Source organism: Aquisalimonas sp. APHAB1-3 (assembly GCF_048323695.1).
In the GTDB taxonomy this organism is placed as follows: domain Bacteria; phylum Pseudomonadota; class Gammaproteobacteria; order Nitrococcales; family Aquisalimonadaceae; genus Aquisalimonas.
In genome coordinates this window covers 1-1,014 of the sequence record NZ_JBLWFT010000037.1, presented here as the reverse complement: position 1 = coordinate 1,014, position 1,014 = coordinate 1, and the positions used below count along the sequence as shown (strand labels likewise).

Below are 1,014 nucleotides of genomic sequence, written 5' to 3'. Positions count from 1 at the left end.
ACTCCTCCTGACAGTGGGAGACGAGTTCCGGCGTCGCGACGAGCGTCGCTTCCGAGAACTCACCCGCGTGGGCGATGTGATCGGCGTGGCCGTGGGTCAACAGCACGTAATCCGGCGTCTCGAGGGCCGACGGATCGAGGTCGGTCTTCGGGTTGTCGAAGAAGGGATCGATCAGCAGGGTCGTGTCGCCGACGGTGACGTGCCACGTCGAGTGGCCGTGCCAGGTGAGTTGCATAGCACCGCTACCTTCGCGCGTCGTTCACTTAAAATTTGAAACCGGTACGGAACGCCCGTTCGTCGCGACCGCAACCACGCCACAGCCCAAATATAGGTTAGCAGTTATAATATTATATTCGATAGTTATGGCGATAACCCCGGAAGGTACGATCTCCGGTGTGACAAAAGGCGACGGGAGCCGTTAGAATGGTGGTATAAAACGACGATACCTGTGCTTATCGGTTCCTTCTCTCGGAATCGGTCGGTGGATGAAGAACCGTCAGCGCCGATATCGAGCGGCAGTAGTACTATAACTTTAACGGTGTTTTTGATTAGCTATCTGTTTAAAAACCTGTCTGTCAGCCGTCTAGTATGGACTGTCACGGTCCATCGTCTTCGATGGCGTCCGACGCCTCCGCGAACCGTGATTACAGACGTACGGTTGTAATACGTCTGTATTTCAGCATCGTCGGAACCAAATGTTCATAACTGTTCTACCGGTATTTGCTCACCAGTGGGGATCCAATGATCGATCGAGTCCCGTCGAACCGGTAACCGGCAGTAACCGTCGGTTCACCCGCCAGTAGCTACCACCCACCACGGGGAAGTGGTCGTTTGGGTTTCAGTATCGTGATAACCTATGTCCCGCACGATCGTCGAGTCCCGATTCGGAAAGTGCCAACTACCGGCCCTGAAAGAACCATATACGGGTGTATCGTCGATTTCAAACGTGCCGTTGCACTCGCTTCGATCCGGGGTGAGTGGCGGAGTCGAATTCAGCATAGCCGAAAGTATCAT

The 1,014-nt window shown here is 54.3% G+C and carries 1 protein-coding gene; it reads right to left on the bottom strand.

What is annotated here, in order from left to right:
* A partial coding sequence (locus ACNSTU_RS17510; RefSeq protein ID WP_418212818.1) for an MBL fold metallo-hydrolase occupies positions 1–235 on the bottom strand: 235 nt, incomplete at its 3' end.
* Positions 236–1,014: the final 779 nt, after the last annotated feature.